The sequence below is a fragment of the Amycolatopsis sp. NPDC047767 genome, assembly GCF_040704195.1.
Classification (GTDB): domain Bacteria; phylum Actinomycetota; class Actinomycetes; order Mycobacteriales; family Pseudonocardiaceae; genus Amycolatopsis.
In genome coordinates this window covers 212,567-238,740 of sequence record NZ_JBEYSJ010000009.1, presented here as the reverse complement: position 1 = coordinate 238,740, position 26,174 = coordinate 212,567, and the positions used below count along the sequence as shown (strand labels likewise).

The following is a 26,174-nucleotide window of genomic DNA, read 5'->3' as shown; positions in this document are numbered from 1 at the left end:
GTCGCATTCTGTCGTATCCGGAGGGGAGAATCGGGGCGTGTACTCGGAGACGCTCGCGCCCGAGCCGGTGCGCGCCGTGGTCCGCTGCCTGTGGCGGTCGGTCCAGGCGGGCCCGAAGCGGATCGTGCCCGACGGCTGCGTGGATCTCGTCGCCGGCGACGGCGAAGTCTTCGTCGCGGGCCCGGACACCGCTGCGTGGTCGTCGGTCACCTCACCCGGCGCCACGCTGAACGGCCTGCGGTTCCACCCCGGCGCGGCGCCGGCGGTGCTCGGCGTCGCGGCCGACGAGCTGCGCGACCGGCGGCTCCCGCTGGCCGAGGTGTGGGGCCGCCGCGGCGAGCTGCTGACCGACGCGGTGCTCAGCGGCGCGCGCAGCCTCACCGACGTCGTCGCCGGCCGGGAAGCCGACCCCGACCCGACCGTGGCCGAGCTGCTGTCACACCTGCACACTGCGCCGGCCCGTGTGGGCGCCCCGGCGACGGCCGTGGGCGAACGGCAGCTGCGGCGCCGCTTCACCGTGGCGGTGGGCTACGGACCGGCGACCTACCTGCGCGTGCTGCGCTTGCAACGCGCCATCGCCCTCGCTCCGCGCGCGCCGGGGCTGGCCGACCTCGCCGCCAGTGCCGGGTACGCCGACCAGGCCCATCTGTCACGGGAGTGCCGGGCGCTGACCGGGCTCACGCCGAGGGCCTACTTCTCCTGAGTCTGAGCCTGGGCCGCGCGTTCCTGTTGCGCGGCAAGGAAATGCGCGATGTCGGCTGTCGCCGGGTACAGGGCGCGGTAGCGGGCGTAGAACTCGTCGTAGACGTCGGCGCGCGCCGGATCGGGCCGCACGACGGTGGCGACCGGGTTCCACGCGTCGATGTCGGGCTCCAGCCCCACGGCGAACGCGGCCAGCAGCGGGTCCCCGAAGGCGGCGCCGATCGTCTCGGTGGGCACGTGCTGCTCCGCACGCGTCACGTCGCTCACGATCTGCGTCCACACGCGACCCTGCGTGCCGCCGCCGACCGCGACGAGACGGCGGCCCTCTCCGGAGCCCATCGCCTCCAGGTTGTGCCGGACGCCGTACGCGGTGCCTTCCAGCGCGGCGCGGTAGAGGTCGGCCCTGGTGTGCGACAGCGTGAGCCCGGCAAGCACCCCGCGCGCGGCCGGGTCCGGCACCGGCGTGCGTTCGCCGGCGAAGTACGGCAGCATCAGCAGCCCGCAGCTGCCGGCGGGCACCTCGCCCGCCTCGGCGACCAGGTCGGCGAACTCGCCGCCGACGAGGTCGCGCAGCCAGTCGGTGATCGCACCGGACGTCGCCATCCCGGCGGCGAGCGAGTAGGTGCCCGCGAACGCGCCGCGCGTGGCCCACAGGCCCGGCACCGGCCGCGGCTGGGCGGCGGTCTGCACGAGGAACATCGTGGTGCCGTACATGAGCATCGTGTCGCCGGGCGCCCGCACCCCGGCGCTCGCCGCCTCGGCCCACGCGTCGACCGTGCCGCAGGTGACGGGCAGGCCCGCGGGCAGCCCGGTCGCCGCTGCCGCCGGGGCGGAAACCGTGCCGGCCACTTCCGTCGGCCACGCCAGCCGCGGCAGCTCCACGCCGGGCGCGACCAGCCGGGCCCAGTCCTCGGCCCACGCGCCGGCGCGCAGGTCGTACATCGGGTCGCACTGGCTCGCCGAGTGGTGGTCGAGCACGTACTCCCCGGTCAGCCGCAGCACGAGGTACGAGCTCGCCATGAGGAACAGCTTCGCGCGCTCGGCCACCTCGGGCTCGTGCCGGAACAGCCAGCGCCACTTGGGTCCCACGGCCTGACTGGACAGCGCGCTGCCACCACGCTCCACAATGGACTCCTCGCCCAGCTCCGCCGTGAGCTCGGCGATCTCCGCGCCCGCGCGCGTGTCCACACCGTAGAGGATCGCCGGGCGCAGGGGCCGGCCGTCGGCATCGGCGGGCAGCAGTACCGGCCCGATGCCGCTCACGGCCAGCCCGGCGAGTGGCCGGTCGCCGGCCGCCGCGGTGAGCTCGCGCACGAGCGCGGTGAAGTCGGCCCACCACACCGTTTCCGCGTCGTGCTCGAACCAGCCGGGCCGCGGGCGGGAGGTGGTGTGCGCGCGGCCGGCGCGCGCCAGTATCGTCCCGTCGGCACCGCCGAGGACGCCCTTGGAGCTGGACGTGCCGATGTCGATGCCGAGCAGCAGGCCCGGATCCACCGCGACTCCCCGTATGCGGACGGTAAACGATTACCCGGGACGCTATTCTTCGGGGGACGAGGGTGTCAAGGACAGCCGGAGGAGGTCACGGTGGCCACGATCAGCGACGTCGCCGCGCGCGCCGGCGTCTCCACCGCCACGGTGTCCCGGGCCCTCAACGGCAAGTCCACAGTGGACCCGGAGCTCGCGGCGCGGGTGCTCGTGGCGGCCGAGGAGCTGGGCTACCACCCCAACGGCCTGGCCCGGAACCTGCGCCGCCAGGAGACGGCCGTGCTGGCGCTGATCATCTCCGACGTCGAGAACCCGTTCTTCACGGCGATCGCCCGCGGCGTCGAGGATCTCGCGCAGATCTCGGGCTACTCCGTGGTGCTGTGCAACTCCGACGAGAACGAGGACAAGGAGCGCCGCTACATCGACGTCGCGCTCCAGGAACGCGTCGCCGGCGTGGTGCTCTCCCCCACGGGCCGCTCCACCAACGTCGACCGCCTGCGCCGCCAGGGCACGCCGGTGGTCGCGGTCGACCGGCCGCTCACCGGCCCGGACGGCGACCAGGTCCTCGTGGACACCCGCCGCGCCGCCCGCGACGCGACCCGCCACCTCGTGGCCGGCGGCTACCGCCGCATCGCGTGCCTGACCGGTCCCGCCGGCGTCCGCACGGCCGACGACCGCCTCTCCGGCTACCTCGACGCCGTCGGTGAGGAGAACGCGCTCTTCCGCCGCGCCGAGTACCGCGCCGAGGGCGCGCGCGTGGCCGCCACCGAACTGCTCGAACTGCCGGATCCCCCGGACGCGCTGCTGGTGGCCAACAGCACCATGACGATCGGCGTCCTCGAGACCCTCGCGAGCCGCGGCGTGCGCCCCGGTCGCGACGTCGGCATCGTCTCCTTCGACGACGCCCCCTGGACAACCCTGATCGACCCGCCGCTGACGGTCGTCGCCCAGCCCGCCTACGAGGTCGGCCGCGTCGCCGCGCAGCTTCTGCTCGCCCGCATCACCGACGGCACCCGCCGCCCCACCACGACGACGCTGGAAGCGCGGCTCATCGAACGGCAGAGCTCGCGCCGGCGGGGGTGACTTCCGCGGAGGTCACCCGGCCGCGGCCGCTTCGGTATAGATTTTTCGCGTTGGCCGAACGGGGAGGGGTCGTCCGAACATGGAACCCGTGTCACTGATCGTCGCGGCAGTGGTCGCCGGTGCGACGGCCGGGCTGAAGGAGCAGGCGCACTCGGCCGTGCGCGACGCCTACGGTGCGCTGAAGCAGTTGATCACGGGTCGCCACAAGGTCGACGTCACTCCGGTGGAGCGCCGGCCCGAATCCGCGGCGAAGCAGCAGTCGCTCGAGGAGGATCTCGCCGACGCCAGCGCCGCCGAGGACGCGGAGGTGCGCGAAGCGGCGCAGCGGGTGGTCACCGCGGTGCGGGAGCACGACGCCGCGGCCGCGCGCGCGGTCGGTGTCGACCTCGACGACGTGGCGGCCCAGCTGATCAGGATCAGCAATGTCTCCGTTCGCGGCAACGCCACCGGCGTCGAGCTCAGCCGCGTCGAGGCCCAGGGCAGCATCGTGATCGAGGGCATCCGGGTCGAAGAAGGTGACAACCGGGCCCGCCCTTGAGAGCGACCGGTCTTGCGACGCCCTCCTTCGGGCTCCGCGAGGTCCGGGCCGGTCGCGACATCAGCGTCACGGTCAACCAGCAGTTCGCCGCTCCTGAGCAGTCGCGGGACGAGTGGCCGAAGCTCGTCGGCTTCGTGCCCCCGCGCGCCGCGGGTCTCCGGCACCGCGGGATCGCCGGCGAACTCGGCACCGGCGGGACCGTGGTGCTCGCCGGGATGAGCGGTGCGGGCAAAACCCAACTGGCCGTGGGCCACGCCGGACAGCTGCTCGAACGGGGTGACCTCGACCTGCTCGTGTGGCTCACCGCCGAATCGCGCGAGGCGGTGCAGCTCGGCTACCTCGCGGCCGCCGCGGCCGTGTTCGGCGAGGAAGCCGTTGGCGAACAGGCGATCCGGCGGTTCCTGACGTGGCTGGCCGAGACGAGCCGAAGCTGGCTGGTCGTGCTCGACGGCCTGATCGAGGTCGAGGACCTGCGCGAGCTGTGGCCACCGCGGCACAAGACCGGGCAGACCGTCGTCACCACGCGGGAAGACGACGCCGTCTTCTCGCCCGGCGTCCGGCGCATCCGGGTGGACCCGTTCGACGAGACCGAAGCGGTGGCCTACCTGCGGTCGAGACAGGCCGGCAGCCCGGGCCGCGCCGCGGGCGCGGACGAGCTCGCGAACGCGCTGCTGGGGTTTCCCCCAACCCTCGCGCACGCCGCCTCGTGGGTCGCGATGCGCGATGCGACCTACGCCGAGTTCCTGCACTCGTGGTCGGCGCGCCGCGATCGGCTCCGCCCCGTGCACAGCGCGCTCGCGCACACGAACATGCCGTTGCAGAACGGCTTTTCGGAGACCGTGCACCTTGACGTGGTCGCCACCTGCGCGCTGATGCTCGACCTGGCCGACGGGCTCGTCAGGCCGGTGCTGGACCTCGCCGCGCGGGTGGCCGGCGGTCCCGTCCCGATGGCGTTCTTCGAATCGCCGGCGCTTTCCCGGTTCCTGGCCACGAGCACCGGCCGCGACGTGACGACCGACGACGTCCGGCACGCGGTGAACCAGGCGGCGCGCCTGGGGCTGGTCACCGTCGACGATCGGCGCTCGGTCCGCCTCGACGGCTGGGTGCGCCGGATCCTCCTGGAGCACCTGTACTTCGCCCGGGAACAGGCCCGCGAAGCACTGGTGGACCAGTGGTCACCGCCACCCGGCGTCAACGACGTGACGGCGGCCTGGCTGGCAGCGGCGAGCGCGCCCGACCCACCCGCCTTGGGCGAACGCGCCGCCGGCGACGCCCTGCTGGACGCGTGGCCGGAGCCTCGTGGCGAAGCCGGGCCGCACCAGGTGTTCTTCTCCGCCGCCCGCGCACTGCGTTCGTGGGCGGAGGAAGAGCTGTGGCGGGGCCGATGCCACCCGGTCCTGATCCGGGCGGGCACGGCCCTCAAGGACGCCGGCCTGACGCAGCCCGCGGCCCTCTACTTCCAGTACCTCCATCGCAAGGCGGTGCGCCGCCTCGGCCAGGACCATCCGGACACCCACGAGATCCGCGGTCACCTGCTCGTCGTGCGCGGCCTGCTGGTGCACGACGACGCCGACCCGTTGCGGGAGCTGCTGGCGGAGCAGACCCGGACGCTCGGTCCCCTCAACCGGGCGACGCTGTCCACCCGCGGCAAAGTCGCGTTCGCCCAAGCCTCCACCACGCCGGGTGATCGCGGCGGCGAGGAGGAACTCGCGAAGGTCCTCGACGACCAGCGCAGGATCCTGGGACGCACCGACGCCGACACCCTCCTCACCCGCTACTTCCTCGGCTGTCTGCGCTTCTGGTCGGGCGACCTCGATGGCGCGCTGCGCGAGCTCAAGAAGCTGGAGAAAGACCAGCGGCGAGCGCTCAAGCACGATCATCCGTACACGCTGTACACCCGGCAGCTGGTCCTCGAGACGCGCGCGGCGAAAGAGGAGACCGGCGTCCTCGGTGCGCTGGAAGAACTGATCGCGGACCAGCGGCGGGTGCTCGGCCGGGACAGCGAAAAAACACTGGTGACGCGCCACAACCTCGCGGTGCTCCGGCTTCCGGGCAACGATCCGCTCGACGGCGCGGACGAACTGGGCTCCGTGCTCGCGGATTTCACGAGGGTGTTCGGCCCCGATCACCGAGAGACCTTGGCCGTCCGGCGCAACCTCGCCGCGACGTGGGCCGAAGCCGGTGACGAAGTCGGCGCGCTGGCGCAGCTCGAGGGCGTGCTCCGGGACGCGGTCAGGGTGTTCACGCCGGACGACCGCGACCTCGAAGGCCTCCGCCGCCTGCACGACGAACGCCGGCACAGCGCCTGCTGGGAAGTCTTCGACGAGTTCGAACGGATCTGGGGTCCCGGTTGGCACCTGTCGCAGCGGAAGGCGGCCGTCAGCTCGGCCTCCTCCGCCGGCGACGCCCTGGCGATGGCCCGGTTCTGGCGGGAGATCCTGGAGTCACCCGAAGCAGCGGCGTCCCGTGAAGCGGAGGGCGAGCTGTCCGTCCGCCGCATCCTGGCGTGCTGGCTCGGGATCGCCGGCTACCCGGCCGACGCGGCCGCCCAGCTCGGGCAGGTGCTCGAGGAGGCGAGCCGGACGTGCGGACCCGACCACCGCCTCACGCGGACCGCCCGCCACAACCTGGGTTTCTGGCGGTCCCGGGCCGTGAACCCGTGAGCGGCCGAAACCCTGAAAAAGACGACGTGCCTGGTGGACCGGCCAGTACCGGTGCACCAGGCACGTCCCACCCCCTGTCCCCCCAGCACCGGCGGCCGAGACCGCCGGAGCCCGCAACAGCACGAGGCGGGAAATCGATTACCAACCGAACGTAAAGGGGCCGCGGCGGAGTGTCAAGGGCACGAAAGCCTGGACAGCACCACCACCGGCCGGGCAGACTGACGCGAAATCGCCTACGCCGCGTGTTGGGTTCTGTGCACTGAGTGTCGATCTCTGGTGAATTCACCCACAGATCCGGTGACCAACCGCACGAACCCGCACACGCGAGCTAGTCTGAGCGCATGTCAGTCGCGCTCGAGAACGTCCTCGCCAAGGCGGGGCTCAAGGCCGACGCTACGGAGTTCCTCACGCTCGTCGAGGACGCGGCGCGCAGGCTGTCACCGCCGAACCCCGATCCGTCGCACTACTTCTCGCCCGACCAGCAGGCCGCGCTGGCGGACGTGGGGCTCGACCTCACGCCGCACGGCGACGACGAACCCGACTTCCGCGCGCGCACCGTGGCCGCCCACGCCGTGCTCGCCGACTCGGCGCTCACCGTCACCCAGGCCGCGAAGGCGCTGAAGATCGACGACAGCCGCATCCGCCACCGCCTCAAGGAAGGCCGGCTCACGGGCTGGAAGGACCAGGGCTGGCGGCTGCCGTCGTGGCAGTTCAACGGTTCCGGCGTACTGCCCGGCCTCGAGGCGGTGCTGCGCGCGATCCCCGAGGACCAGCCCGCGCTCGTCGTCGCCGCCTTCATGAACACCCCGCAGGACGATCTGGTGATCAGCGACCGGCCGGCCACGCCGCGCCAGTGGCTCCTCTCGGGCGGTGATCCCGAGCAGGTCGCGCGCCTCGTCGCCACGCTCGGCTCGCCGTTCTAGGCTGTCCCGACGCCCAAGATCACCGACACAGGACGGACGACCCCCGACGCATGGCCCGGCTCCCCCTGCCGCCCGCGCGATCCGTGCTGGTCAAGGAGCTGGACCGCGCCCACGACGTGGTGGCGGTACAGCCCGAGACCAGGCTGGTCCGCATCTTCACCGCGCACGGCAACCACCCGCAGCAGTGGAACTCGTTCCGCTACACCGGCCCGCTCCCGCACGGCCGGTTCGACCAGCAGCCGCCCGGCCGCGGCGGCCAGCCCGTGACCGACCCGGGCAACGGCGTGCTGTACTTCGGCCTGACCGTGCGCACGAGCGTCGCCGAGGTGTTCCAGACGAGCTCGACGGTCGACCGCAAGACGCGCGGGCCGCGGCTCGTGGTCGTGCGCCCCGTCCGGCCGTTGAGGTTGCTCGACCTCACCGGCCTGTGGCCCACGCGCGTGGGCGCGTCGCAGGAAATTTCCAGCGGGCCGAAGAAGATCACCCAGGCCTGGGCGCGCGCGATCCGCAGCGCGCTGCCCGACCTCGACGGGCTCTGGTACCGCTCGTCGATGGACTCCGGCGACCCGTCCGTGTGCCTGTGGGACCCGCCGGCGGGCGCCGCGCTGCCGATCGCCCCGGATGTCCTGCTGCCGCTGGACCACCCGGGGCTCGACGTCCCGCTCGGCCGGGTCTGCGAAGAGCTGAACTACACGCTCCTCAACTGAGCGCTCAGCCCAGGTGGCGCGACCACCACTCCAGCACCGCGTCGAAGCGCTGCACGCGGTGACGCGGGCGCCCCGCGCGCGACAGCTCGTGGCCCTCGCCCGGGAACAGCAGGAACTCCGCGTCGGCACCCGCGCGGCGCAGCGCCACGAACATGCGCTGCGCCTGCTCCAGCGGACAGCGCCAGTCCTGTTCGGAGTGGACGACCGCGAACGGGATGGTGATGTCGGCCGCGTAGGTCAGCGGGCTGCGGTCGCGCAACACCTCCGGGTCGGTACCGATGTAGGAGTCGACGAAGAAGTAGCCGATGTCGGAGCTGCCGACCATCGAGTCCCACGCGTTCACCGCGCGCTCGCTCCACGCCGCCTTGAACCGCTCCGGGTGGTGGGAGGCGACCCAGCTGGTCATGAACCCGCCGTACGAGCCACCCATGATGCCGACGCGCGAGGAGTCGAGGTCGGGGCGTTCGAGCGCCTTGTCCAGCAGCGCGAGCACGTCGTCGACGTCGACGGTGCCGAAGCCGAACGTGATCGCGCGGCCGTGGCCCTGCCCGTAGCCCGCCGAACCGCGCGGGTTGCCGAGCACCACGGCGTAGCCGGCCGCGGCGTAGACCTGGGCCTCGTCGAACACGGCCCAGTCCTGCTGCGCGAACGGCCCGCCGTGCACGACCCGCAGCACCGGGTGCGGGCCTTCGCCCTCGGGCAGCACGAGCCAGCCGTGCACGGGGTAGCCGTCGGGCGAGGTCGTGGTGAGCTCCTCGACAGGCCGCAACCCCTTGTCCCGCAACGGCTTCGAGTAGTCGGTGAGCACCCGCGGGCCGCCGGCGTCGAGCACGACGACGTCACCTGAGGTCTCCGGCGTGGCGACCACCGCGACAATCGTGTCGCCGTCGGCCGCGAAGCCGCGCACCACCACGTGGCCGTCGTGCAGCACGCGCAAGTCGGCCAGCACGGCGGCGTCGGCGGAAGCCGGGACCGCGCGCAGCTCCACCGCGCCGCGGTTGCGCACGGCCACGAGCACTTCGCCGTTCACGGGAATCGCGGGGCCGGAGCCGCTCTCCACGTCGACGGTCTCGATGTCGGTCATCCGCCGCGCCTTCGCCGGACCGCCGGTGCCGATTGTGGCGGCGTAGAGGCCGGTGTTGCAGGCCTCGCGGTGACCGTCCTCGTAGGACGAACCGTAGAAGAACAGGGTGCCGTCGGGACCGAACACGGGCTGCTCCGCGTAGCCGTGGCACGCCACGAGCAGCTCGGGCTCCCCGCCACCGGCCGGGAACGCGACCAGGTCGCGGTAGTCGGTCTCCACGCGGTCCCAGTCCTGCGCCACCGTGACGACCACGCGCTCGCCGTCGGGCGTCCACGCGGGATCGTCGACGTCGTAGGCGACCGGCGAGATCGGCTCGAGCTCGGGCAGCGCGGCGGCGTCCAACGCGCTGACCGCGTCGAGCACGAACAGCCGCTTCATCCGGTCACGCAGGAACCCGACGTCGTCGATGCGGTAGTCGAAGCGGGTGATCCGGCGCGGCGCCTCGGCGGGCGGCTCCGGCTTCTCACCGTCTGCGTCCTCGGTGCCGTAGCGGCCCGCCTCCGGCACGCGCGCGGTGAACGCGAGCCGCCGCGAGTCCGGCGCCCACACCGGCGCGTCGGCGCCCAGGTGCAGCGACGTCAGCCGCTTCGCTTCGCCGCCCGCGGCCGGCATCACGTGCACCTGCGCACTGCCGTCGGCGCCTTCTCCCTCGCCCGCCCGCAGGAACGCGACCCAGCGCCCGTCGGGCGAGATCGCCGGGGCCGCGTCGTGCGGACCTTGCGTCCAAGCGGTGTCCCCTCCCCCGAGTCCCACCCGGCGCAACGCGCTGTGGTTGGCATTGGACTCGAGGTCGGGGTGCTTGACCGCGGTCAGGAGCAGGTCACCCCGGAGTGCGGGGCGGCCGGGGACGACGAGGGCTTCGATGTCGGCTGGTCGCATGCCGACGACCGTACCGGATCATTAGCAAAGCGAAAGACTTATTCCGCCGGGACGCGCGCCCGTTCGTCCTTTTTCGCCTTGGCCAGGCTCGCCACCGTGGTGATCGCCAGCACGACCACGATCACGCCGAGGGACACCCAGTTGTTGATGTCCAGCCAGTCGGGCGCCACGTGGTACTCGTGCAGCGCGTGCACCACGAGCTTCGCGCCGATGAACGCGAGAATCACCGCGAGGCCGTAGGACAGGTACACCAGCTTCTCGACGAGACCGCCGAGCAGGAAGTACAGCTGGCGCAGGCCCATCAGCGCGAACGCGTTGGCGGTGAACACCAGGAAGGCCTCCTGGGTGATCCCGAAGATGGCCGGGATCGAGTCCACCGCGAACAGCAGGTCGGCCGAGCCGATGGCGACGATCACCACGAGCATCGGCGTGATCATCCGCTTGCCGTTGACCTTGACCGTGTACTTGTGGTCGTGGAAGTCGTCGGTCACCGGGGCGACCTTGCGGACCCACCGGGTCACCGCGTTCTCGTGGTACTCCTCTTCCTCGTCCTTCTTGCGCAGCATGCTGATCGCGGTCCAGATCAGCACCGCGCCGAAGAGGAAGAACACCCACACGAACTGCGCGATCAGCGCCGCACCCACCGCGATGAACACACTGCGCATCGCGAGCGCGAGCAGGATGCCCACGAGCAGCACGCGGTGCTGGTGGATCGCCGGCACCTTGAACGACGCCATGATGATCATGAAGATGAACAGGTTGTCGACGCTCAGCGAGTACTCGGTGATGTACCCGGTGAAGAACTCGACGCCCGGGTCGTGCCCGGCGAAGACCCACACGCCGATCCCGAACACGACGGCGCAGGCGATGTAGAAGATCACCCACCGCGCGGCCTCGGCCGGTTTGATCGCGTGGGGCTTGTGGTCGACGATCACCAGATCGAGTGCGATCAGGGCCAGCAGGCCGCCGACCGTGGCGATCCACAACCACAGGGGGACAGTCATCACAGCAATTACCTCCGGATAGCGCGTAGCAGCAACTAACCGGAGGTCTCTTCCGCCGGTTCCTTTCTACCGGCCGACGGTGCCGGGGGCCACGCCACCGTGCTGACGACACCGCCGCGAAGGAATACTCCCCTCACAGCGCGTCCAGTTTGCCGGTTACGGCGCGCGAACGCCAGCGGAGGTTGCCCTCGTCACCGAACCGGTGGTGTTACCTCCGTCACCGAGGCCGAAAATCGCCCGTGCTCGCGTGAACTGTGCCGATCGTTGCCGATCCGACCACAGTCACGGCCGAATGGCTTCGTGGCAACGGTTACGTGCTGCGTGGGGGCGGCCTGCTTTGGTCGGATTGGCATGAAGATGTCTGATCCGTGTGAGCCCCGCGCGCGGCTCTCAGCGAAGCTCAAATAACGTCAGCACGTGCCCCGAATCCCGTTACCGCGCACGCGCGGTGCCCGGCTGACCGCGCTGGCCGCGGTCGTGGTGGTCGTCGCCGCCGTCGTGGCCGTCTGGACCACGAGCGGCTCGCAGCCCGCTCCCGTCCGGACCCAGGACGCCTTCCTGGCGATGCCGGCCGCGCCCGGCTCGGCCGAGCAGGTCCGCATCGACACCACCACCTACTACCCCGAGAAAACGCCCGCCCCCGCCGTGCTGCTGGCCCACGGTTTCGGCGGCGACAAGTCCAGCGTGGACCCCCAGGCCCGCGAGCTCGCCCAGCGCGGGTTCGTCGTGCTGACCTGGTCGGCGCGCGGTTTCGGCCGCAGCACCGGCAAGATCGGCCTCAACGACCCCGACGCGGAGGTCGCCGACGCGAGCCGGCTCATCGACCACCTCGTCGCGAGCCACGAAGTCGCCACCCGCGCGGGCGGTGCGCCGGAGATCGCCGTCACCGGCGCGTCCTACGGCGGCGCGCTGTCGCTGCTGCTCGCCGGCACCGACAAACGCGTGGCCGCCGTCGCCCCGGTGATCACCTACAACGACCTGGCCCAGGGCCTGATCCCCAACGCCGGCGCCACCACGCCGCCCGCAGCGAAGACCCCGGCGGCGGGCGAGTTCGCGCCCGACGGCGTGTTCAAGAAGAGCTGGGCGGGCATCTTCTTCTCCTCCGGCTCGGGCGCGCCGAGCGCGGGAGCATCCTCTTCGGCCGAGGCACCCGAGGCCGGGCAGGAGACCGAAGACAACGGCGGCTCGGTCGGCGGCACCGGAGGCACCGGAGGCGGCGGCGACGCGCAGGCCGCCCTCGCCCCGGTCCCCGGCCAGGCCCAGCCGGGCCAGGCGCCGGCCGCCGACCCGTGCGGCCGCTTCACCGCGCAGGTCTGCCAGGCGTACACGGAGCTGGCGACCACCGGGAAGGTGAGCGCGCAGACCGTCGCGCTGCTGCACCGCGTCTCACCCGCGTCGGTCACGGACAAGATCACCGTGCCGACGCTGCTGGTGCAGGGTGAGAGCGACACGCTGTTCGGCCTGGACCAGTCCGACGCCACCGCGCGCCAGATCTCCGCGGCCGGCGGCAAGGTCCGCACCATCTGGTACACCGGCGGCCACGACGGCGGCGTCCCCGGCCCGCAGCTGCGGGCGAAGATCGGTGACTTCCTGTGGTCGGCGCTGACCGGCGACGGCGACCCGGGCACCGGCTTCAGCTACGACGTGCAGGGCACTTTGCGGGCCAACGGCGCGCCGTCCGTGCGCACGGTCAGCACCGACGCGTACCCGGGCCTCGCGGGCGCGGGCACCGAACGCCGCCAGATCGCGCTCGCCGGTCCTCCGCAGCCGGCCGTGCGGCCCGCGGGCGCCAACCCCGCGGCCGTGAGCGGCATCCCCGGTCTCAACGGGCTGGCGGCGGGTTCGTCACGCCTGGCGCCGTTGTTCAGCACCGACCCGCCGGGCCAGGCCGCGCAGTTCCGCAGCGCGCCGTTCGACAGTCAGGTCCTGATCGCGGGTTCCAGCACCGTGCGGCTGCAGGTCGCCACCGATCCAGCGCATCCGCTGCCGGAGGCGGTGCTGTTCGCGAAGCTCTACGACGTGGGTCCCGACGGCACCCGCGTGCTGCCGGCCAACGCCGTGGCACCGTTCCGCGTGGCGAACCTGCCGGCGAACGGCACCCCGGTGGACGTGACGGTGACGCTGCCGGGCATCGTGCGCCCGATCGAGGCCGGGCACTCGCTGCGGCTCGTGGTCGGCACCACCGACCAGTCGTTCTCGACGCCGACCGCGCCGGGCGTGTTCCGCATCGCGCTGGCTTCGGGCTCGGCGCTCGCCATGCCGGTCGTGCCCGGCACGTCGGTGGGCACGCCGGCGCCGAAGGGCCAGCTGATCGGCATCGGCGTGACGCTGCTCGTCGGCATCATCGCGCTCGTGTTCGCGGCGATCCGCCGCCGGCGCGCGCACGACGTCGACCCGGACCTGGCGGACACGCCACTCGTGATCAAGGGGCTGCGCAAGCAGTACGCGGGCGGGTTCGTGGCCGTGAAGGACCTGTCCTTCCGCGTGGAGCCGGGCCAGGTGCTCGGCCTGCTCGGCCCGAACGGCGCGGGCAAGACGACGACGCTGCGCATGCTGATGGGCCTGATCACGCCGACCGCGGGCGAAATCCGCGTGTTCGGCCACAAGATCTCGCCCGGCGCGCCCGTGCTGTCGCGCATCGGGTCCTTCGTGGAGGGTTCCGGCTTCCTGCCGCACCTGTCGGGAAAGGCGAACCTCGAGCTGTACTGGGCGGCGACCGGGCGGCCCACCGAGAAGGCCCACTTCTCGGAAGCGCTCGAGATCGCGGGCCTGGGCGACGCGGTGAACCGCCGCGTGAAGAACTACAGCCAGGGCATGCGCCAGCGCCTCGCGATCGCGCAGGCGATGCTCGGGCTGCCGGAACTCATGGTGCTCGACGAACCCACCAACGGGCTCGACCCGCCCCAGATCCACCAGATGCGCGAGGTCCTGCAGCGCTACGCCGCCACCGGGCGCACGGTCGTCGTCTCGAGCCACCTGCTGGCCGAGGTCGAGCAGACCTGCTCGCACGTGGTCGTGATGCACCGCGGGACGCTCGTGGCCTCGGGCGAGGTCGGCGAGCTGGCGGCCGCGAGCGGCGAGGCGACGTTCCGCGTCGGCGACCCGGCGGCGGCCTCGGCGGCGCTCAAGGGCCTCAGCGGCGTCACGGACATCGACGTCGAGGGTGACCTCGTGCACGCGAACCTCGACGGGATGCCGCGCGCCGACGTGGTGGCGGCACTCGTGCGCGCGGGTGTCGCGGTGGAGCAGGCCGGGCCCCGGCGCCGGCTGGAAGACGCGTTCCTGCAGCTGGTCGGAGACAACTCATGAGCAACACCAACGGTTCGGGCGGGGTCCACACCGACCCCGCCGCCCTGCGGGAGCTGAGCGAGCTGGCGACGGCCGAGCAGGCCGAAGTCGGCCCGGACGGCGCCGTCGCCGGCTACCGCGCCGAGCGGACGCTGCGCCTCGGCGTGGAGCTGAAGCGGCAGTTCAAGCGGCGGCGCACCCAGCTGGTGCTGGGGTTCGTGGCGATCCTGCCGTTCATCCTCGTGGTGGCGTTCGAGGTCGGGCAGTCGAACCCGAACCGCCGCTCGGGCGGGTTCGTGGACCTCGCGACGGCGAGCGCGCCGAACTTCGTGGTGCTCGCCCTGTTCGTGTCCGGCACGTTCCTGCTGCCGATGATCGTGGCGTTGTTCTTCGGCGACACGATCGCGAGCGAGTCGTCGTGGTCGAGCCTGAAGTACCTGCTGGCGATCCCGGTGCCGCGCCACCGGCTGCTGCGGCAGAAGGCGATCGTGTCGGGCCTGCTGTCCGCCGCGGCGCTGGTGCTGCTGCCGCTGGTGTCGCTGCTGGTGGGCGTGATCTGGTACGGCGCGGGCGACGCGATCAGCCCCACGGGCGACGCGGTCACCTTCGGCGACAGCATGATCGCGCTCGTGCTGTCCACTGTGTACATCATCATCCAGCTGGCGTGGGTGGCCGGGCTGGCGCTGCTGCTCAGCGTCTCCACCGACGCCCCGCTGGGCGCGGTGGGCGGCACGGTGCTGGTGGCGATCCTGTCGCAGATCCTCGACCAGATCACGGCGCTCGAAGGGCTGCGCAACTACCTGCCCACGCACTACTCGTTCGCCTGGATCGACCTGATCTCCACCGACATCGACTGGTCGAACATGGCCAGTGGGGTGCTCTCGTCGCTCATCTACACCACGGTGTTCCTGCTGCTGGCCGGTCGCCGGTTCGCCACGCGGGACATCACGAGCTGACCCGCCCGGCGTCCGGCCGTCCCGCACGGGCGGCCGGACGCCGGTAACGTCTCCTCGCGTGACCATCCACCTCGCAGTCGACGACGGCGTCGCCGTGCTCACGCTGGAGCACGGCCGCGGCAACACCCTCGACACCGCCACCTGCCGGGAGCTCGTGCTCAAGCTCGAGGAGGCGGCCGACGGCGCGAAAGCCGCGGTGCTGACCGGGTCGGGCGACATGTTCTCCGCCGGCGTCGACCTGCTCAGCCTCGATGCGGGTGGTGCGAGCTACGTCGGCGGGTTCCTGCCCGCGCTCTCCGACGCGCTGCTGGCGGTCTTCGGCTTCCCGCACCCGCTCGTCGCCGCGGTCAACGGGCACGCGATCGCGGGCGGAATGGTGCTGGCCGCCGGGTGCGACCACCGGGTGGCCGCCGCCGGCCCCGGGCGCGTCGGCGTGACCGAGCTGCTCGTGGGCGTGCCGTTCCCGCTGGCCGCGACGGAGATCCTGCGCTGCGCGTACGGCACGAACCCGCTCGCCGCGCTCATGTACAGCGGCGCCACGCTGACCATCGACGACGCGCTCGCCCGCGGCCTGGTCGACGAGGTGGCGGCGCCGGAGGAGGTGCTCGGCCGGGCGCGTGAGCTCGCCGCCCGACTCGGCGAGCTGCCGGCGGAGGCGTTCGCCCACACCAAGGCGCAGCTGCGCCAGCCCTACCACGAACGGATCGCGGAGAACCGCGCCGCCGACGACGTGCACGTGGACCGGATGTGGCGTTCGGCGGAGTCGCTGGCGCGCATCAAGTCCTATGTGGACCGCGTGCTGACGCGCTAGCCGCGGACCCTACGGAAGTCGGCGCCCGACCGGATGGCGCGCCTTGCCGGGCGCGGCCGGGTCTGTGAGGATCCGGAAGTTGATCTCGGGGCCGTCGAGGGGGAACCACGTGCGCAGGCTGCTCACCGTCCTGTCCACCGTCGTGCTGGCTGCCGTGGGGCTCACGCCGGTCGCGAGCGCGGCCGGCGAGGAGGACATCGCGGCCGCGCTGGCCACGATCCCGGGCCTGACGGTGGTGAAGGAGGACCCGGCACCGGCGGGGTACCGGTTCTTCGAGCTGACGTTCACGCAGCCGGCCGACCACCGCCGGCCCGACGGGCCGAAGTTCGAGCAGCGGTACACGCTGCTGCACCGCGACTTCTCCGCGCCGACGGTCGCGTTCACCAGCGGGTACAACGTGTCCCTGTCCCCGAACCGCTCCGAGCCGACGCGGATCGTGGACGGCAACCAGCTTTCGATGGAGTACCGCTACTTCACCCCTTCGCGGCCGCAGCCGGCGAACTGGTCGCGTGACCTCACGATCTGGCAGGCCGCGGCCGACGAGCACGCGGCCGTGCAGGCGTTCAAGAAGATCTACCCGGGCAAGTGGCTCGCGACCGGCGGCAGCAAGGGCGGGATGACCGCCACGTACTTCCGCCGCTTCTTCCCGGACGACGTCAACGGCACGATCCCCTACGTCGCGCCCAACGACGTGATCGACCCGATCGACAAGTACAACCGGTTCCTCGCGAACGTCGGCGACCCCGCGTGCCGCGCATCGTTGAGGGCGATCCAGCGCGACGCGCTGAAACGGCGTGACGAGCTGGGTGCGCTGGCCAAGGACGACGCCGCACGCAAGGGCTACACGTTCACCACCGTGGGGTCGATCGACGAGTCGCTGGAGATCTCGGTGATCGACTCGTACTTCGCGTTCTGGCAGTACCAGCCGGCGTCGGCGTGCGCGTCGATCCCCCGCGCGGGTGCGCCGGCCGCCGACGTGTGGGCGTGGTTCGAGCAGGTGGAGAGCCTCAACACGTACTCCGACCAGGAGCTCGAGCCGTTCGTGCCGTACTACTACCAGGCCGCGGTGCAGCTCGGCTCGCCCGAGGCGTACGACAGCTACCTGCGCGACCTGCTGCGCTACCCGGGCACGGACGTGCCTTCGACGTTCGTGCCCGCGTCGGTGAGGCTGCCGCGCTTCGACTTCCTGGCGATGCCGGACGTCGACTTCTGGGTGAAGGCGCACGGCCGGCAGCTGCTGTTCGTGTACGGCTCGAACGACCCGTGGGGCGCGGAGCCGTTCGAGCTCGGGTACGGCTCGCGCGACTCGTACCGCTACTTCGTGCCGGGCGGCAACCACGGTTCGACGATCGCGCAGCTGCCCGCCGCGCAGGCCGCGGAGGCGACCGCGACGATCCGCCGCTGGGCCGGCCTGCCGGCCGCTTCGTCGCGATCGCTGGCTGCGGCCACGGAGCCGGCGGGGTTCCCGGACTTCGACGCGAACCAGGTTCTGGCGGACCGCCCTCGCCTGTGAGTCCTTTGTGGATCTTGGCCGGCTCGCTCGCCGGGTGAGGACCGGCGGGGGCGCGTAGTCTCGGGCGCGCCCTGTCGGCCCGGTCTGAGGAGGCAGCCATGCCCCGGCCCGTCCACTTCGAAATCCACGCCGGCGACCCGCAGCGCGCGGTCGCCTTCTACACCGCGGTGTTCGGCTGGCACATCGAACAGTGGGGCGAGGTCCCGTACTGGGTCGTCTCCACCGGCGACGGCGAAGGCATCGACGGCGGCCTCCTCCCCCGCCGCGGCCCCGCCCCCGCCGAGGACGCCCCGGTCTCCGGCTTCATCAACACGATCGAGGTCACCGACGTCGACGCCACCATCGACGCCGTCGCCCAAGCCGGTGGCACCATGGCGCTGGCCAAGGACCCCGTCCCGGGCGTCGGCTGGCTCGCGTACTGCAAGGACACGGAGGGGAACATCTTCGGCGTCCTTCAGCCGGACGAGAACGCTCCGGCTCCGGATCGCCCTGTCTCCTGACCGCTCACGGCCGGCGCGCCTTGGGCAGCTTCGCCCGCACCGCCTCGTAGGACGCGTCGAGCAGCTCCTTGAGCTCCTCGTCGGGCACCGCAGCGGCTGGGCCCGCACCCAGGTCCACGCGATTCCAGCCGTACCGCCCGAGATAGTCGAGTACAGCCACCGACTCCGGATAACGCTCCCGCAGCTCGGCCGCCTCCTCCCGGTTCGCGCCGCCCTTGAGCCCCACCGAGCCCGGCCGCTCCAGCCCGATGAACGCGAACGCCCTGCCCACGACCTTCACCACGAGCACGTGCTCCCCGAACGGATAGGTCTCCACGGCCCCCGGCTTGCCCAGGCAGTGCTCGATCACCTCGTCGACCCGCACGCCGCTCACCTCCGTCCAACCCCGGCGAGACCCGACCGAAGCAGTCGCGCCCTCCGCCCGCGGCCCGGGGCGGCCTTCCCCGCGGCCCGCCGCACCCGAAGGGCAGCGGACCGCCGGAGGGTGTCAGCGGATGCCGGCCGCGTCCATGCCGCGGAGTTCCTTCTTCAGGTCCGACACCTCGTCGCGCAGGCGGGCGGCGAGTTCGAACTGCAGGTCGCGGGCGGCCTGCATCATCTGGTCGGTCATCTGCTGGATGAGGTCGGCCAGCTCGGCGCGCGGCATGCCCGACACGTCCTTGTCCACGAGCATGCCGGAGCTGCGGACGCGGTCGCCCTGTTCGGGTTTCTTGCCGCGCGAGGTGTTGCGACCCGAGCCGCCGACGGCGACGGCCTGGTCGGAGTCGTCGGCTTCGCTGTAGACGCGGTCGAGGATGTCGGCGATCTTCTTGCGCAGCGGCTGCGGGTCGACGCCGCGTTCCTCGTTGTATTCGACCTGCTTGGCGCGGCGGCGGTCGGTCTCGTCGATGGCGTGCTGCATCGAGTCGGTGATCTTGTCCGCGTACATGTGGACCTCACCGGAGACGTTTCGCGCCGCGCGGCCGATCGTCTGGATCAGCGAAGTGCCACTGCGCAGGAAGCCTTCCTTGTCCGCGTCGAGGATCGCCACCAGCGACACCTCCGGCAGGTCGAGGCCCTCGCGCAGCAGGTTGATGCCGACCAGCACGTCGAAGTCGCCCGCGCGCAGCTGGCGCAGCAGCTCGACGCGGCGCAGCGTGTCGACCTCCGAGTGCAGGTACCGCACGCGGATGCCGAGCTCCAGCAGGTAGTCGGTGAGGTCCTCGGCCATCTTCTTGGTGAGCGTGGTGACCAGCACCCGCTCGTCCTTCTCGGCGCGCTCGCGGATCTCGTGCACCAGGTCGTCGATCTGGCCCTCGGTGGGCTTCACGACGACCTTCGGGTCGACCAGGCCGGTCGGGCGGATGACCTGCTCGACGAACTCGCCGCCGGTCTGGCCCATCTCGTACGGGCCCGGCGTGGCCGACAGGTACACCGTCTGCCCGATGCGGTCGGAGAACTCCTCCCACGTCAGCGGCCGGTTGTCGACCGCGCTCGGCAGCCGGAACCCGTAGTCGACGAGGTTGCGCTTGCGCGACATGTCGCCCTCGAACATGCCGCCGATCTGCGGCACGGTCTGGTGCGACTCGTCGATCACGAGCAGGAAGTCGTCCGGGAAGTAGTCGATCAGCGTCGCGGGCGCGGACCCGGCCTCGCGGCCGTCGATGTGGCGCGAGTAGTTCTCGATGCCGGAGCAGAACCCGACCTGGCGCATCATCTCGATGTCGTAGGCCGTCCGCATGCGCAGCCGCTGCGCCTCCAGCAGCTTGCCCTGCTTCTCCAGCTCGGCGAGGCGCTGTTCCAGCTCCGCCTCGATGCCCTTGATCGCCTTCTCCATGCGCTCCGGCCCCGCGACGTAGTGCGTGGCCGGGAAGATCCGCACCTCGTCGACCTCACGCACGATGTCGCCGGTCAGCGGGTGCAGGTAGTAGAGCTTCTCGATCTCGTCGCCGAAGAACTCGACGCGGATCGCCAGCTCCTCGTACGCCGGGATGATCTCCACCGTGTCGCCCCGCGCGCGGAAGGTGCCGCGCGCGAACGCGATGTCGTTGCGCGTGTACTGCACGTCGACCAGCGCGCGCAGCAGCACGTCGCGGTCCACCTGCGCACCGACCGCGAGCTTGGTCGAGCGGTCGAGGTAGGACTGCGGGGTGCCCAGGCCGTAGATGCAGGACACACTGGCCACCACGATCACGTCGCGGCGCGAGAGCAGGTTCATCGTGGCCGAGTGGCGCAGCCGCTCGACGTCGTCGTTGATCGACGAGTCCTTCTCGATGTAGGTGTCCGTCTGCGCGATGTACGCCTCGGGCTGGTAGTAGTCGTAGTAGCTGACGAAGTACTCGACCGCGTTGTTCGGGAAGAGTTCCCGCAGCTCGTTGGCCAGCTGCGCGGCCAGGGTCTTGTTCGGCGCCATGACCAGCGTGGGCCGCTGCACGCGCTCGATCAGCCACGCGGTGGTGGCCGACTTGCCCGTGCCGGTGGCGCCCAGCAGCACGACGTCCTTCTCGCCCGCCTTGACCCGGCGTTCGAGCTCGTCGATGGCCGCCGGCTGGTCGCCGGCGGGCGTGTACTCGCTGATCACTTCGAACCGGCCGCCGGAACGGGGGACGTCGGAAACCGGCCGGAAGTCGGACTGCGCGAGGACGGGGTGTTCGGTTGCGAAAGCCACGTCCACCAGAGTAGGCCGACCCACCGACAGTTTTCAGCCGAGGCGCCACCACAGGCCCGCTGACCTGGCCGGAACCCCGTTCAGCAACCGTCGCAGCAGGCGCAGAGCAGCACGCACGGGTCGCAATCGCAGTGGTTCTGCCGCACCTTGCCGCTCCACGGGCCCGGGAACGGGTCCCGGCAGCAGAACTGGCAGCTGCAGCACATGTAGGTCGCGACCGCGCAGCCCTCGAAGAACCCGCGCGGCCGGGGCGGCACGGCGAACCTCGGCACCCAGCAGCCACCGCCGTCGCCGTCCTCGGGCCCTTCCCCCGGCTTGCGCTTCTTCTTCGGGGGCTTCGGCGGAGGCGGAGGCGCCGACGAGTGCGGCCCCCACCCGGGGTGACCGGCCGGAGCGGGCGGCACCCCAGGCGGCACCGGTCCCGGCCCGAGCCATCCGGGCGGCGGCTCCTGCCGGTGCCCGAACGCCCGGTTCACGGCCTGGCGCAACTCGTGCACCAGCAGCGCGTGGACCAGCTCCGGCTGCGCGAACGACGCGTCCCGCACCGCGAGCTCGACTCCGAGCACCGCGTCCACGGCGAGCCGCCGCGCCTCGGCGAGCGCCGTTCCCGTGACCGTCAACGGGTTCCAGCTCCCCGCCGCGTCGTCCGCAGGCTGGTCCTCCACCGCGTCGAGCAGGTGCGCTACCCGCCCGAACAGGCGTCCGGCCTCGGCGAGCGGCGCCACGTTGCCGGGGCGCCCCGCCAGCACCGCCGTCTGCGCGAACGCCGCCGACGCGGCCGCCTCGGCCGGCCCGGTGACCAGCAGCAGCGAGTCGCCCGCGGTCACCTCGTCCTCCAGTGCGCTCTGCCGCGAAACCGCGGCCACCAGGACCGACGTGTCGAAGCCGATGCGCGCGCCGGTGCGGGCGCCCTGCGCGGACCACCGGGCCGCGAGCTTCTTCGCCGGTGTCCGCAACGCACCTCGGCCGAGGGCACCGTCGCCGTCGGCCACGTGGTCCTCGACCTTGGCCGAGGCCAGCACCAGCGACACGGCCGCGGCGAGCTGCGCCCCTTCGCCTCGCGCTACGGACGCCGAACGCATCCCGCGCAACGCACACGGCCCCGCGAGCCGGCGCCGGCCCGCGGCCTGCGCCTCCACGAGAGCGGAGATCACCAGCGAGTCGTAGTTCGTCACGACCCGCGCGAGGTGCCCGTGCTCGTCGCGCAACGCGAGGCACAGCCCGCACAGGTGCGCGAGCCAGTCGGCGTGCAGCCGCGCGGACAGCCGGTGCCGGCACGGCCGGATGATTCCGAACACGATCCCTCCCCAGGTCCGGGTCAACGTAACCGGCGAACCGGACATCCGGTGCGGAAGTGGCCGAGCCGTGACCGCCCCCGGCAACCGGGTGGATTTCGCGGACACCGGCCCCGGCGAACCGCTCGGATCGCCCCGCGCCCGGCAGGATGGGCGGATGACCGACGTGCACCCGCCGAAGGTGGAGAGCTTCGACCCGGCCGCCGGCGTCAACGTGGACCCCAAGGGCATCGAGCGGCAGGTGGAGGAGTTCCGGACCGAGCCGTTCGGGCTGTACCTCGCGCGCCCGACGCCGGGGCGCGCCCAGTTCCGCTACCTGGAGTCCTGGCTGTTGCCCGACCTCGGCCTGCGGATCACCGACTTCTGGTTCAACCCCGGCCACGAACGCGATCAGACCTTCTACCTCGACGTGGTGCGCGTGCGCCGCGAGGGCACCCGGTGGTTGTCCACGGACCTCTACCTCGACCTCGTGCTCAAGGACAAGGTCTCCGTGCGGGTGATCGACTCCGACGAGCTGCTCGCCGCCGTCTCCGCGGGTCTGCTGCCCCAGGCCGAAGGCGAGTACGCACTCGAAACCGCCTACGCCACCGTGGAAGGGCTGGCCGCGCACGGCTACGACCTCGCGGCCTGGCTGTCCACAAAGGACATCACCGCGACCTGGCGCCGCCACCCCTAGGGGCCACCGGGTCCACCGATCGGTGGATGCCCGCCGCCTGGCGGTGGATGCCGGATCTGGCCGTTCCGGCGATCCGCCGCACCCCTTCCCCACGGGACTCTTCTTCACGACGGAAGAAGAGCTCGAGAGGGGACGGCGGACATGCCGGTGATCGAGGTCCAGCACCTCCACAAGACCTACGGGGACAAGGTGGCGGTGGACGACGTGCCGTTCACCGTCGAGCCGGGCGAGATCTTCGGGATCCTCGGCCCGAACGGCGCGGGCAAGACCACCACGGTCGAGTGCCTGGAAGGCCTGCGCACGCCCGACGGCGGCACGCTGTCGGTGCTCGGGCTCGACCCGCGGCGCGAGCGCCACGAGCTGCGCCAGCGCCTGGGCGTGCAGCTGCAGGAGAGCCGGCTGCCCGAACGGCTGCGCGTGAGCGAGGCGCTGGAGCTTTACTCGTCCTTCTACCGCAAGCCGGCCGACACCGAGCGGCTGCTCGGCCTGCTCGGGCTCACGCACCAGCGCGACACCGCCTACAAGAAGCTCTCGGGCGGGCAGCAGCAGCGTTTGTCGATCGCGCTCGCGCTCGTCGGCAGCCCCGAGATCGCGGTGCTCGACGAGCTCACCACGGGCCTCGACCCGCAGGCCCGCCGTGACACGTGGGACCTGGTCGAGGCGGTGCGCGACGAGGGCGTGACGGTCGTGCTCGTCACCCACTTCATGGAGGAGGCCGAGCGCCTCTGCGACCGCATCGCCGTGATCGACTCGGGCCGGGTGGTCGCCATCGACACGCCCGCCGGGCTGGTCCGCCAGGTCGGCGACGAGCAGCGCATCCGGTTCCGCCCGTCGGCGCCGGTCGAGCTCACACAGCTGAAGGCGCTGCCCGACGTGCTCGAGGTCGAGCGCCACGGCTCGCAGCTCGTGGTCACGGGGCGCGCCAGCGCGCTGCAGACCGTGACGTCGTTCCTCGCCCGCAAGCAGGTGCTCGCGGGCGACCTGCGCGTGGAGCAGGCGAACCTCGACGACGCGTTCGTCGCGCTGACCGGCCGGAAACTGGACTGAGGGGACTCGAAGACATGCTCACGAAGATGACCACCGTCGAGGCGAAGCTGTTCCTGCGCGACCCGGCGGCACCCGTCACCGTGGTCGGCATCCCGCTCGCACTACTGCTCGTGTTCGGTCTGATGCCGGGTTCGGGCAAGCCCAGCGCCGAGTTCGGCGGGCACGCGCCGCTGCCGACCCTGATCGCGCCGATGGCCGTGGCGATCCTCATCGCGATGCTCGCGGTGATGATGTTCCCGGCCGCCGTGGCCACTTACCGCGAGAAGGGCGTGCTCAAGCGCCTGTCCGCGAGCCCGGTGCCACCCGGACGGCTGCTCGCCGCACAGCTGCTGGTGAACCTCGCCGCCGCCGCGGTCGCGATCCTGCTCGTCCTGGGGGTGGGCAGGATCGCGCTCGGGATGGCGCTGCCGGAGAACCTCGGCGGGTTCCTGCTCGTGATGGTGCTCGGCGCGCTGGCGTTGTTCTCCGTCGGCACGCTGATCGCGGCGCTCGCGCCCACCAACCGCGCGGCCAGCGGCATCGGTGCCGCGGCGTTCTTCCCGATGCTCGCGCTCGGGGGCGTCTGGGTGCCGAAGGAGCAGCTGCCTCCGGTGCTGCAGCACGTGGCCGACGTCCTCCCGCTCGGCGCGACGATCAACGGCCTGCGCGAAGCGGCCGCGGGGAACTCGCCCGAGCTGCTGCAGCTCGGTTCGCTCGGCGCCTTCGCCGTGGTCTGCTCGGCGATCGCGGCCCGCACCTTCCGGTGGGAGTGACCATGTCCGTGACGACGCTGCCGGCCGCCCAGCGCGTGGCCGCCCCGTTCGCCCGGGTCCCGGTGTTCGTGCTCGCCGGCTTGCTCGGCGTGGCGCTGCTGCTCACCGCGAGCCGCTACGGCTACATGGGCGACGAGCTCTACTTCCTCGCCGCCGGCAGGCACCTGGCCTGGGGTTATGTGGACCAGCCGCCGATGCTGCCCCTGATCGCGCGCGCCATGGACACGATCGCCCCGGGTTCGGTGTTCGTGCTGCGGCTCCCGGCGATGCTCGCGATGGTCGCGTCGGTGGTGTTCGCCGCGCTCATCGCCCGCGAGCTGGGCGGCCGCGCGAAGGCCCAGACGCTGACCGCGGCGACGTGCGCGGTCAGTACGCAGTTCATCGCTTCGGGCCACTACCTGGCCACCTCGACGCTGGACCCGTTCCTGTGGACCGTGGTGATCTGGCTGCTGGTCCGCTGGATCCGCACCCGCGGCGACAACCTGCTGTTGTGGGCCGGCGTGGTCACGGCGGTGGCGCTGTACGTGAAGTTCCTGATCGGCGGCTTCTGGGCCGTCGCGATCGTCGCCCTGCTGGTCTTCGGGCCGCGCGAGCTGCTGCGCCGGCCGAAGCTGTGGGTCGGCGCGGCCATCTCGGTGGCGGCGCTGGTCCCGACGCTGATCTGGCAGGCCACGCACGGCTGGCCGCAGCTCGGCATGGGCGAGGCGATCTCGGCCGAGGTGCAGCAGACCTGGGGCGGGCGCCTGCTGTGGCTGCCTTCGGCGCTGCTCACCGCCGGGTTCCCGATCGGGATCGCGCTGCTCTGCTACGGCGTGTGGCGCCTGCTCCGGTCGCCGCAGCTGCGGCCGTACCGCTTCCTGGCGTGGACCACGCTCGGCCTGGCCGTAGTGTTCATCGCGGTCAACGGCCGCTCCTACTACATCGCCGGCATGTTCGCCCCGTGCTGGGCGGCGGCCGCCGTCGAGCTGGAGACCGGCCGGGCCTCGCGCTGGTGGCGCTGGCTCGCGACCTGGCCGGTGTACGCCGTCGCGGCACTGCTGGCCCTGCCGATCTCCCTGCCGGTGTGGCCGCAGCCGTGGCTCGTGGCGAACCCGAACCTGCCCTCGCCGACGTTCGCGTTCGCCGAGATCGGCTGGCCGGAGGCCACGCGCTCGGTGGCGAACCAGTTCGCGCAGCTGCCCGACCCGGCGCACACGGCCCTCGTCGGCGAGTCCTACTGGTCGGCCAGCGCGCTCGACCACTACGGCCGCCCGCTCGGCCTGCCCGAGCCCGCCAGCCCGAACCGCGGCTACGCGACGCTCGTCGTGCCGCCGGACTCCGACACCAGCGTGCTGTTCATCGGCGCGGACCCGCAGCCGCTGCTCGGCCACTTCGCCGACCTGCACCGGATCGGGAAGGTCGACACCGGCACGGCCCTGCCGAGCGTCGCCGACGACACGCCGCTGTGGCTCGCCACCGGGCGCCTGCAGCCGTGGCAGCAGATCTGGCCGCACCTGGTGAACACGCACAACTGACCCCGGGGTGTGCCCGGCGCCACACACCAGCCGGTGGCGCCGGGCCCCGGCCCGTAGGGTGCCGCGCAACAGGCCCGACCCGGCGACTGTGCCCGAACAAGTGACGG

Annotated in this window: 21 protein-coding genes; 15 read left to right on the top strand and 6 right to left on the bottom strand. The window is 72.1% G+C overall.

Features of this window, described 5'->3' with window-relative positions; all coding sequences use genetic code 11:
• Nucleotides 1-37 precede the first annotated feature (37 nt).
• Nucleotides 38-703 (top strand): helix-turn-helix domain-containing protein, encoded by a 666-nt coding sequence (locus AB0878_RS19210; protein WP_366581527.1) that lies wholly within the window; start codon nt 38-40, stop codon nt 701-703.
• Here the strand turns inward: AB0878_RS19210 and AB0878_RS19205 are convergent.
• On the bottom strand, nt 691-2,196 hold the full coding sequence (locus AB0878_RS19205; protein ID WP_366581525.1) for an FGGY-family carbohydrate kinase: 1,506 nt from the start codon (nt 2,194-2,196) through the stop codon (nt 691-693). The genes AB0878_RS19210 and AB0878_RS19205 overlap by 13 nt on opposite strands.
• Before the next feature lie 90 nt (nt 2,197-2,286).
• Here AB0878_RS19205 and AB0878_RS19200 point away from each other — a divergent pair, with 90 nt between their 5' ends.
• From AB0878_RS19200 to AB0878_RS19180, 5 genes are all read left to right on the top strand, one after another.
• Entirely contained in the window at nt 2,287-3,270 is a 984-nt protein-coding gene (locus AB0878_RS19200; protein ID WP_366581524.1) for a LacI family DNA-binding transcriptional regulator, read from the top strand.
• Between the two features lie 88 nt (nt 3,271-3,358).
• On the top strand, nt 3,359-3,808 hold the full coding sequence (locus AB0878_RS19195; protein WP_366581523.1) for a hypothetical protein: 450 nt from the start codon (nt 3,359-3,361) through the stop codon (nt 3,806-3,808).
• On the top strand, nt 3,805-6,471 hold the full coding sequence (locus AB0878_RS19190) for a hypothetical protein (RefSeq protein WP_366581521.1): 2,667 nt from the start codon (nt 3,805-3,807) through the stop codon (nt 6,469-6,471). Before AB0878_RS19195 ends, AB0878_RS19190 begins: the two co-directional genes overlap by 4 nt.
• 341 nt (nt 6,472-6,812) lie before the next feature.
• Nucleotides 6,813-7,394 (top strand): DNA-binding protein, encoded by a 582-nt coding sequence (locus tag AB0878_RS19185; protein ID WP_364185642.1) that lies wholly within the window; start codon nt 6,813-6,815, stop codon nt 7,392-7,394.
• Nucleotides 7,395-7,444: 50 nt separating this feature from the next.
• Entirely contained in the window at nt 7,445-8,101 is a 657-nt protein-coding gene (locus AB0878_RS19180) for an RES family NAD+ phosphorylase (RefSeq protein WP_366581519.1), read from the top strand.
• 4 nt (nt 8,102-8,105) lie between these two features.
• On the opposite strand, the gene AB0878_RS19175 is transcribed toward AB0878_RS19180, so the two are convergent.
• The gene (locus tag AB0878_RS19175; RefSeq protein WP_366581517.1) at nt 8,106-10,064 is read right to left on the bottom strand and encodes a S9 family peptidase; all 1,959 of its coding nucleotides are present in this window, start codon (nt 10,062-10,064) and stop codon (nt 8,106-8,108) included.
• A gap of 38 nt (nt 10,065-10,102) precedes the next feature.
• Nucleotides 10,103-11,068: a TerC family protein gene (locus AB0878_RS19170; protein WP_366581515.1), complete on the bottom strand. Its 966-nt coding sequence runs from the start codon at nt 11,066-11,068 to the stop codon at nt 10,103-10,105.
• A gap of 417 nt (nt 11,069-11,485) precedes the next feature.
• Between AB0878_RS19170 and AB0878_RS19165 the strand changes: the two genes are divergently transcribed.
• The 5 genes from AB0878_RS19165 (at nt 11,486) to AB0878_RS19145 (ending at nt 18,136) form a co-directional block, all read left to right on the top strand.
• The gene (locus AB0878_RS19165; RefSeq protein WP_366581513.1) at nt 11,486-14,377 is read left to right on the top strand and encodes an alpha/beta fold hydrolase; all 2,892 of its coding nucleotides are present in this window, start codon (nt 11,486-11,488) and stop codon (nt 14,375-14,377) included.
• Complete coding sequence (locus tag AB0878_RS19160; protein ID WP_366581511.1) at nt 14,374-15,312, top strand: ABC transporter permease subunit; 939 nt, start codon at nt 14,374-14,376, stop codon at nt 15,310-15,312. Before AB0878_RS19165 ends, AB0878_RS19160 begins: the two co-directional genes overlap by 4 nt.
• Before the next feature lie 58 nt (nt 15,313-15,370).
• On the top strand, nt 15,371-16,123 hold the full coding sequence (locus AB0878_RS19155; RefSeq protein ID WP_366581509.1) for an enoyl-CoA hydratase/isomerase family protein: 753 nt from the start codon (nt 15,371-15,373) through the stop codon (nt 16,121-16,123).
• A gap of 109 nt (nt 16,124-16,232) precedes the next feature.
• Nucleotides 16,233-17,636 carry a S28 family serine protease gene (locus AB0878_RS19150; protein WP_366581508.1) on the top strand — a complete coding sequence of 468 codons (1,404 nt, stop codon included), beginning with the start codon at nt 16,233-16,235 and terminating at the stop codon, nt 17,634-17,636.
• A 98-nt stretch (nt 17,637-17,734) separates the two neighbouring features.
• On the top strand, nt 17,735-18,136 hold the full coding sequence (locus AB0878_RS19145; protein WP_366581506.1) for a VOC family protein: 402 nt from the start codon (nt 17,735-17,737) through the stop codon (nt 18,134-18,136).
• 4 nt (nt 18,137-18,140) lie between these two features.
• Here AB0878_RS19145 and AB0878_RS19140 read toward each other — a convergent pair whose 3' ends face one another.
• The 3 genes from AB0878_RS19140 to AB0878_RS19130 form a co-directional block, all read right to left on the bottom strand.
• Nucleotides 18,141-18,500, bottom strand: coding sequence for an MmcQ/YjbR family DNA-binding protein (locus AB0878_RS19140; protein ID WP_366581504.1), 360 nt, complete (start codon nt 18,498-18,500; stop codon nt 18,141-18,143).
• Nucleotides 18,501-18,623: 123 nt separating this feature from the next.
• Nucleotides 18,624-20,783, bottom strand: a complete 2,160-nt coding sequence (uvrB, locus tag AB0878_RS19135; protein WP_366581503.1) for an excinuclease ABC subunit UvrB — start codon at nt 20,781-20,783, stop codon at nt 18,624-18,626.
• A gap of 80 nt (nt 20,784-20,863) precedes the next feature.
• Nucleotides 20,864-22,081 carry a DUF5685 family protein gene (locus AB0878_RS19130; protein WP_366581501.1) on the bottom strand — a complete coding sequence of 406 codons (1,218 nt, stop codon included), beginning with the start codon at nt 22,079-22,081 and terminating at the stop codon, nt 20,864-20,866.
• A gap of 154 nt (nt 22,082-22,235) precedes the next feature.
• Between AB0878_RS19130 and AB0878_RS19125 the strand changes: the two genes are divergently transcribed.
• The 4 genes from AB0878_RS19125 (at nt 22,236) to AB0878_RS19110 (ending at nt 26,067) form a co-directional block, all read left to right on the top strand.
• The gene (locus AB0878_RS19125; protein WP_366581499.1) at nt 22,236-22,754 is read left to right on the top strand and encodes a DUF402 domain-containing protein; all 519 of its coding nucleotides are present in this window, start codon (nt 22,236-22,238) and stop codon (nt 22,752-22,754) included.
• Between the two features lie 141 nt (nt 22,755-22,895).
• A complete protein-coding gene (locus AB0878_RS19120; protein ID WP_366581497.1) occupies nt 22,896-23,801 on the top strand; it encodes an ABC transporter ATP-binding protein in 906 nt (301 codons plus the stop codon).
• Between the two features lie 26 nt (nt 23,802-23,827).
• Complete coding sequence (locus tag AB0878_RS19115; RefSeq protein WP_366581495.1) at nt 23,828-24,553, top strand: ABC transporter permease; 726 nt, start codon at nt 23,828-23,830, stop codon at nt 24,551-24,553.
• A gap of 2 nt (nt 24,554-24,555) precedes the next feature.
• Entirely contained in the window at nt 24,556-26,067 is a 1,512-nt protein-coding gene (locus AB0878_RS19110; RefSeq protein WP_366581493.1) for a glycosyltransferase family 39 protein, read from the top strand.
• Nucleotides 26,068-26,174 lie beyond the last annotated feature (107 nt).

Excerpts from the sequence above, each read along its gene's own strand:
- AB0878_RS19185 (WP_364185642.1), top strand. The coding sequence starts at position 6,813 with ATGTCAGTCGCGCTCGAGAACGTCCTCGCCAAGGCGGGGCTCAAGGCC.
- AB0878_RS19180 (WP_366581519.1), top strand. The coding sequence starts at position 7,445 with ATGGCCCGGCTCCCCCTGCCGCCCGCGCGATCCGTGCTGGTCAAGGAG.
- AB0878_RS19175 (WP_366581517.1), bottom strand. The coding sequence starts at position 10,064 with ATGCGACCAGCCGACATCGAAGCCCTCGTCGTCCCCGGCCGCCCCGCA.
- AB0878_RS19170 (WP_366581515.1), bottom strand. The coding sequence starts at position 11,068 with ATGACTGTCCCCCTGTGGTTGTGGATCGCCACGGTCGGCGGCCTGCTG.
- AB0878_RS19160 (WP_366581511.1), top strand. The coding sequence starts at position 14,374 with ATGAGCAACACCAACGGTTCGGGCGGGGTCCACACCGACCCCGCCGCC.
- AB0878_RS19145 (WP_366581506.1), top strand. The coding sequence starts at position 17,735 with ATGCCCCGGCCCGTCCACTTCGAAATCCACGCCGGCGACCCGCAGCGC.
- AB0878_RS19125 (WP_366581499.1), top strand. The coding sequence starts at position 22,236 with ATGACCGACGTGCACCCGCCGAAGGTGGAGAGCTTCGACCCGGCCGCC.
- AB0878_RS19120 (WP_366581497.1), top strand. The coding sequence starts at position 22,896 with ATGCCGGTGATCGAGGTCCAGCACCTCCACAAGACCTACGGGGACAAG.
- AB0878_RS19115 (WP_366581495.1), top strand. The coding sequence starts at position 23,828 with ATGACCACCGTCGAGGCGAAGCTGTTCCTGCGCGACCCGGCGGCACCC.
- AB0878_RS19110 (WP_366581493.1), top strand. The coding sequence starts at position 24,556 with ATGTCCGTGACGACGCTGCCGGCCGCCCAGCGCGTGGCCGCCCCGTTC.